This is a genomic window from Nostoc sp. 2RC, from assembly GCF_014222165.1.
GTDB classification, from domain to species: Bacteria; Cyanobacteriota; Cyanobacteriia; order Cyanobacteriales; family Nostocaceae; genus Nostoc; species Nostoc linckia.
The window spans coordinates 1-7,565 of record NZ_JACKZU010000389.1 but is presented as its reverse complement, the minus strand read 5'-3'; the positions used below and the strand labels follow the sequence as shown (position 1 = coordinate 7,565).

The 7,565-nt window shown below is 39.2% G+C and carries 7 protein-coding genes; 1 reads left to right on the top strand and 6 read right to left on the bottom strand.

What is annotated here, in order from left to right; all coding sequences use genetic code 11:
• Positions 1–578 (top strand): pantothenate kinase (locus GNE10_RS29465; RefSeq protein ID WP_185569254.1); only part of this gene is annotated, 578 nt, incomplete at its 5' end.
• 17 nt (positions 579–595) lie between these two features.
• Here the strand turns inward: GNE10_RS29465 and GNE10_RS29460 are convergent.
• The 6 genes from GNE10_RS29460 to larB form a co-directional block, all read right to left on the bottom strand.
• Complete coding sequence (locus GNE10_RS29460) at positions 596–1,720, bottom strand: PepSY domain-containing protein (protein WP_185569252.1); 1,125 nt, start codon at positions 1,718–1,720, stop codon at positions 596–598.
• Between the two features lie 270 nt (positions 1,721–1,990).
• Entirely contained in the window at positions 1,991–2,821 is an 831-nt protein-coding gene (locus GNE10_RS29455) for an alpha/beta fold hydrolase (RefSeq protein ID WP_185569250.1), read from the bottom strand.
• A gap of 210 nt (positions 2,822–3,031) precedes the next feature.
• A complete protein-coding gene (locus GNE10_RS29450) occupies positions 3,032–3,526 on the bottom strand; it encodes an NUDIX hydrolase (RefSeq protein WP_099070882.1) in 495 nt (164 codons plus the stop codon).
• 1,236 nt (positions 3,527–4,762) lie between these two features.
• Complete coding sequence (gene argH, locus GNE10_RS29445) at positions 4,763–6,148, bottom strand: argininosuccinate lyase (protein ID WP_185569248.1); 1,386 nt, start codon at positions 6,146–6,148, stop codon at positions 4,763–4,765.
• An 89-nt stretch (positions 6,149–6,237) separates the two neighbouring features.
• Complete coding sequence (locus tag GNE10_RS29440) at positions 6,238–6,444, bottom strand: hypothetical protein (protein ID WP_099070884.1); 207 nt, start codon at positions 6,442–6,444, stop codon at positions 6,238–6,240.
• Between the two features lie 232 nt (positions 6,445–6,676).
• Complete coding sequence (larB, locus tag GNE10_RS29435; protein ID WP_185569246.1) at positions 6,677–7,465, bottom strand: nickel pincer cofactor biosynthesis protein LarB; 789 nt, start codon at positions 7,463–7,465, stop codon at positions 6,677–6,679.
• Positions 7,466–7,565 lie beyond the last annotated feature (100 nt).

The window sequence follows — 7,565 nt, the reverse complement described above, 5'->3', positions numbered from 1 at the left end:
CCTCCGTAGTTCCCAGCCAAACTGCTATTTGGGAAACTTATCCCAACGTTCAGGTTATTACTTTAAATGAAGTTCCTCTCAAAGGAGTGTATCCCACATTGGGAATTGACAGGGCTTTAGCTTTGTGGGGTGCGGGTAAAACTTGGGGTTTTCCTATGTTGGTGATTGACGCAGGAACAGCACTAACTTTTACTGCTGCTGATGCTAATCAGTGTTTGGTTGGAGGGGCGATTCTACCGGGATTGGGGTTACAATTTGCAACTCTCGGTCAAAAAACAGGACAATTACCATTAGTTGAAATTTCCCAAATTGCATCTTTACCACCACGTTTTGCACTGAATACAACAGAGGCAATTCAAAGTGGTGTAATTTACACATTCCTAGCTGGAATTAAAGATTTTATTCAGGCATGGTGGAATTTATTTCCTCAAGGAAAAATTGCAATTAAAGGCGGCGATCGCACTTTATTAATTAACTATCTCCAAGCTTTATATCCTGATATGGCAACACAGCTAATTGTGGAACCGAATTTAATTTTTTGGGGAATGAAAGAAATATTCATGGCAAATTACAAATAGGAATCCGAATTTGAAACTTACTTAGTAGATTTTGGCTTTGGTCGATATCGCCACATGATAAATCCTGTGATTAAAAGAATAGTTGGAGTTAGCCCTACCAAAAAATAAATTATACGAGATGTTAAGCCCCAAAATGTGCCATAGTGTAAAGGTCTAAGGATAGCGATCGCTTTGTCTCCTAGCGGTAATTTAGTACTATCAATTACACGTAATATTTCACCGCTATACCCATCAAGATAGACTCCGCTTTGTCCATAAATCACTGTTTCGTGATTTTGACGTTTGCTGATATAAACAGCGTCTTCAGGTTTACTGGGAATAGTTACTGATAATGTCGTTGCATTAGGAAATACTTGATTGGAATTTTGGAGTAATTGTGATAACTGTAAAGGGGTGGAATCAGAAATTGGTTTAGCAGCAACTTCTGGTGGTTGTGAAGTGAAAGTAACTGCATAAATCAATGGATAAGTCCAATGAGATAAATTCCAACAAAAGCCTGTAAAAGCACTAAAGCAAAGGAAAATTGTGGCAACAATTCCTACAACTTTGTGAATATCAAAATTTACTCGTTTAGGATGACCATCCCACTTGATTTTGAAGCCAGTAATTAACTTGCGCCAACCAGGCCATAAGATTAATCCTGTAATAGACAAAATCAATAGTAATAATGCTACAATACCGACTGCAATTTGACCATTTATACCTAACATCAGACTATAGTGCAGGTAGAGAATTACCCTTTCAAAACTCGAATCTGCATCATTCCAAGTTATGATTTCACCAGTATAAGGATGGACGAATAATCGAATCGCCTTATTATGATCAAAAAATTCAACTTCGTATGGGGAAGAAGCGGTTGCAGGTAATCTGATGTAATAAGATGTGGGATTAGTAAAATTGATATTAGCTTGATTGTTTTGAGAAATCACAGATTTAGCTGTTTCTAAAACACTATCAAGAGAAATTATTTGTTCTTGAGGTACTATACGTCCAATTTGCTGGCTAATCAGCAATTGCTCTATTTCTGGTTTGAACACCAAAAAACTACCCGTTAAACCAATAAAAGCGATAAATACCCCCACAACTAAACCAATATATCGGTGCAGTCTGAAGGTTATATCACGGAACTTGTGTGATTTCATGCTAGATGCGTCTTCTAATTTTAGATTTGGGATTTTAGATTTTAGATTTATACTCGTGATTTAATTTTTGATTTGAAATTTTCAATAAATTATCTAATATTAATTAGAAACAATCATACGACAGATACATGCTCAAAAAATCTTGTTTAAATGGCTTTCTTAATGCGTGAATTTTGCATAGCCATTTAAGATTTTGGAATCAGACCATGTAGCTTTCTGATTTGCAAGAGTACAGAAATCATTTTTAATCTAAAATTCCCACAGTCAACATTAGATAAACTTACTTTGCATCGACTCTGTAATAAATTCCCGAATATCCATCGCTATATCCCCAGCACAAGATTGTGGTAAGTCATTGCCGGCATGGGCAATCATTTTTAACTCAACTTTTGGAGTTAGTTGGGCATAAATTTGACTCTTGGCTAAAGCATCTGGTGTATCTTGACCACCTTGTAAAATCAAAACTGGGACTTCGATGCTGTAAAGGCGTTTTTGTAATAATTCTGCCTCAATTTCTGCTTGTCGGCGTTTGAAAAGTAATTGACAAGCTATGGGGTAACGCAGCAAATCTTGACGTAATTGCAAATCCTGTGTAATTTTTTCATGCCAGCCCAGGATTTTAGTGAATGTAACTAGCGATCGCAACAATTTAACCACGAAGGGTGAATAATTCAATAATCGCCGCATCTTCCGACAATACTCTTCTTGTCCTGCTATTTCTACACCTTCAGGCGCTAGCAGTACCATACCGTTAACATTCTCTGGATACTTTAGGGCATAACTAGCAGCAACCCAACCCCCAAGAGAATGTCCCACTAAATAAACTTTTTCTAGCTTGACAGCTTGCAAAAACTCAGCTAAACATTCGACTTGTAAATCAATGGAATGATGAATATTAGGATTTTCCGACTCACCAAAACCTAATAAATCAGGTGCAAAGCAATGGAAATTCTCTGCCAGGGACTCCATTACAGATAACCATTCACTGCTATCATTCCAAGCACCATGTAAAAAAATTACAGGAATTTCTGCACCAGCTTCACGCCAAAATAATAACCCTTGAGAAAGCTTTCTCCGGGAGTTACGAAATAGTGTATCCATCTGAATTTAGTAATTAACCCTTAGCACCATAATAAGGGACTTGCAAGTAAAAAAATATTCCATAGAAGACTGTTAATTATTGATGGTTGACGGTTGACGGTTGACGGTTGACAGTCAACAGTCAACGACCCCAAGCGCAATAATTGATTTTTTGCAATTCCTTAGTGATTTGCAAATAACAAATGACTAATGACTAATAACCAAATATTATTATGCCAGTGTTGTCAAGCCATTCAAATAATCTTGTAACTGTTGAGTATGGTCGTGAGACATTTGTCCTGGAGGTAGCAAATTTGGAGGGAAAGCTTGGATTTCCATAACTTCCAAAGCATCTTTAACTTCCATTGTCCCAGTTACTTCGGCTTCAACCACAACACAAATCGAATGAATTCTGGGATCGCGGTCTGGTGAGGAGTAAACTCCTACTAAACGGTTAATTTTCACCAATTCTAATCCAGTTTCCTCCATCAATTCCCGGCGGACTGTGTTGGGAATATCTTCTCCCCAATCCACAATACCTCCAGGCAATGACCAAAGACCATTGTCCCGCCGCCGAATCAGTACAATCCGACCGTCGGGTAAAATTGGGATAATACTAGTACCAGTAATGGGATGACGAAATATAATACCCAATACTGTTTGTCCAATACGCCATAAACTACGTGTGGACTCGACAGCTGAAGGAAAAAAAGCAATAACGTTCAATCTTCAAAATTTATGTATTGTATTCTATATTTCTCTACCACTGACATTAGCCTCAATCTATAAAATATTATTGAGTTTTGTTTTATACAAAAATGTTTGTGGTTCGAGATTTTATTCTAACGATTTACGTAGAACACTCTCAATTCTAACATCAAGTTTCTAGAGAAGCACTGTACTTACATATACATAATATTTTCACATTATTCTCTCTTAGAAAGTTCTCAATGCCAGCAGCCAGCCTTCAGACTTTGCTCTTTATCCATTGCAAATAACTAATATAGGAATCGTATTTGATTTTTGAAATTATTTATCTAATTTCAAAGGCACAATGCAAGCGGGATTGCCGACAAATAAAGAGTGAGCAATAAAAAATCAAACTTTTAAATCTTTACAAAGTCTTGTTAAAAATCAAATCATAATTTGATAAAACAAATCATTTACATCCGCTACATTTGTCAATCAAACTGAACTAAAGTTTTTCATAAATACAATACTACAAAAACTAATTAGTTAATTTATACAACAGATTGCTTGGGAGTCAGGTACAGATAATCCTAGCTAACATGTTCTCTACCTTGTATTTCATTTATCTAAAATACAGTGTGTATATTTTAGATATTTGTGTGTGAAAAACGATATTTTTATCTACCTCTAGTCAGATATTGTTTAATTTTAATTGACAAAATCAAGTCAAGTACGGTATACTAGAAAATTGTTTAAAGCGTATCGATTAGTCACTAGGCTACAAGTATATCAAAAACATTGGTAACTGATATTACATAAGTTATGCCTAGTTGCGATTTTTTTGTTGTTTATTTATGAGGTGAACATGGCTAAGCGCCGTAACCCGAAAAAAGAAAAGGCGCTACGGAACCAGGCGTATGCCCGGAAGTTTCGTAAACGGACTACGACAGGAAGAATGCAGAGAAGGTTCCAACAAAGACCACCGAAGAGTGAGGAAGATGAAGGCGCAGCAGCAATTGACGCTGAGTAAGTTGCCTGTTAATATACTTACTTTTTAAGTCTTTTAGAATTTGAGGGCGTATATTTTTACGCCCTCAATTATTTTGGGGAAAGGGAAAAGGGGAAAGGGGAAAGGGGAAAGATTAAATTTATTTCCTTTTCCCTTTAACCTTTAACCTTTTCCCCCTCAATTATTTTGGGGAAAGGGGAAAGATTAAATTTATTTCCTTTTCCCTTTAACCTTTAACCTTTTCCCCTGCCCCCCCATTCCCTCTATTCGCCAATTTGAGCGCGAGCAGCTATGAGTGCTTCACGAACCTGTGCAAAGCCTGTACCACCGTAACTGTTGCGGGCAGACACGACTTGACGGGGGGATATGGCCTGATAAATATCTGCGGCAAATGCTGGATGTAGTTGTTGCCACTCGTCTAGTGTCAAATCTTTTAGGAGTTTACCTGCGACAATACTGGTTTTTACGACTTTACCCACGAGATTATAAGCTTCTCGGAAAGGAACGCCCCGTGCTGCTAGATAATCTGCCACATCGGTAGCGTTGGAAAAGTCTTCTGTCACCGCTTCGGCTAAGCGTTGGGTACGAAATTCTAAGCCTTCTGCCAACAAAATTGTCATTGCTTCTAGAGATGCTTTGACTGTGTTGACGCTATCAAATAAACCTTCTTTATCTTCTTGCAAGTCTTTGTTATAGGCCAGGGGTAACCCTTTCATAATCACCAACATTGCTTGGAGATGACCAAATACGCGCCCTGTTTTTCCTCGCACCAATTCCGGGACATCGGGATTTTTCTTTTGGGGCATGATACTGGAACCAGTGGCACAGCTATCTTTGAGGCTAACAAAGCGAAATTCTTCAGATGACCAAATGATGACTTCTTCTGCAAGCCGACTGAGGTGAACCATAATTAAGCTAGCAGCACACAAGAATTCGATCGCAAAATCGCGATCGCTCACTCCATCCAGGCTATTAGCATAAATGTTGTCAAAATTCAATAGCTTGGCTGTATAATGGCGATCGATGGGGAATGTAGTCCCCGCTAAAGCACCACACCCCAAGGGTGAAATGTTAACTCGGCGAGAAACATCGCTTAGGCGTTCCCAGTCCCGTTGTGCCATTTGAAAGTATGCCAGCAGGTGATGAGCTAAACTCAGGGGTTGGGCGCGTTGGAGATGAGTATACCCAGGAATTAAAGTTTCAACGTGTTTTTCGGCTATATCTAAGAGAACGCCTTGAAATTCACGCAATTGACCTTTGATTTGTTGGATTTGGTCGCGGAGGTAGAGTCTAGTATCAGTGCCGACTTGGTCATTACGCGATCGCGCTGTATGTAGCTTCTTACCCACATCGCCGACAATTTCCGTCAATCGTCGTTCAACTGCAAAATGCACATCTTCAGCATCAACACCAGGCTGAAATTTTCCCTGGCGGTACTCTTGGCGAATTTGGTCTAAGCCTGCAATCAGTTGCTCGGCTTCTTCTTTGGAAATTATCCCCGTGTAACCCAGCATCTTCGCATGAGCTTGAGAACCAGTCAAGTCATATTCTATTAATTCAATATCAAAATTTATACTGGCATTAAAACGAGCGATGGCCGGATGTAATGCTGATTCAAACCGCTGACTCCAAGTTTGTTCTTTAGTCATAGATTATGAGTGATTTGGCATCAATTTTGGATTTTAAATTTTAGATTTTGGATTAATCTAAAATCTAAAATCCAAAATCTAAAATTACTTTAACCGTAGCTAGTTAGATTCCGAATGATATAGCCAATGACTAAACCAATCAACAATGCCCAGACTTGACCTGTTTGTATAAAATGGTTCCAAGCTTTTTGCATTTGACCCATGAGGTCTGGGTCGGTAATTGTTTGTGCTAATGCCGTGAAATTTACAGGCAAATGCCAAAATAACTGATATATGAAATCGTTGTAGTGGCTCATGTTTGGTGGTTAATTAGGTTGTAGATGCCAAATTTCAGTATCAGTATATTTATGAAAAAATTACTGACATAGCAGATTTTCAGTAGAGATTTGCAATTGCAAGTCTCTACAGGACGCACAATCCTTGATATTTCGTTGATTTGGATAATTCACATCAGACGTAATTCTGAATCCTGAATTCTGAATTCTGCTATAAATACTGAAATCTTGGTTATGACTTTAATGTCTTAACTCAAGATCCAGAGGATGCCAACCGCAATTTCTCGGCTGTCCGTAAAATTTGCCCCGCCAAAACTGCTGCGCCAAAACCGTTATCGATATTCACTACACCTACCCCCGCAGCACAAGAGTTCAGCATTGTCAATAAAGGTGCTAGACCGCTAAAACTGGCACCATAACCGATGCTAGTGGGTACAGCAATCACCGGACAATTTGCCAAACCAGCAACAACACTGGGTAAAGCGCCTTCCATTCCTGCGACAACAATCAACACCGATGCCGAATCAATGACGTGACGATTATTTAGTAAGCGGTGAATGCCTGCAACCCCAACATCCCAGAGGCGTTTGACTTGAAAACCAGAAAGTTCAGCTGTCACAGCGGCTTCTTCAGCAACCGGTAAATCAGCAGTGCCAGCAGAAAGAATACCAATTTCTCCTTGAAATTGTGGTTCGATGCTAGGAGGAGCAATGGCACAAATTCGCGCCATTTCGTAATATCGCAAACCTCTAACTTTTGCTTGCAGTGTGCTATAAACTCCTGGTTCAATGCGAGTTGCCATCACCACCGGACTGCGGAGGCGCATCACCTCGATAATTTGAGCAATTTGCTCTGGTGTTTTACCAGGGCCCCAAATCACCTCTGGGAAACCAGTTCTTAACTGGCGATGGTGGTCAATTTTGGCAAACTCACCGACACTTTCATAGGTTAAATCTTTGAGAGAATCTAACGCTATATCTGGGGAAACCTTACCATTGGCAACTGCTTCTAAGAGCGATCGCAAATTTTTTTCATTAGTCATTAGTCATTAGTCATTAGTCATTAGTCATTAGTCATTAGTCATTAGTCATTGGGCATTGGGCATTGGGCATCGGGCATTGGGAAGGGGAAAGGGAAAGGGG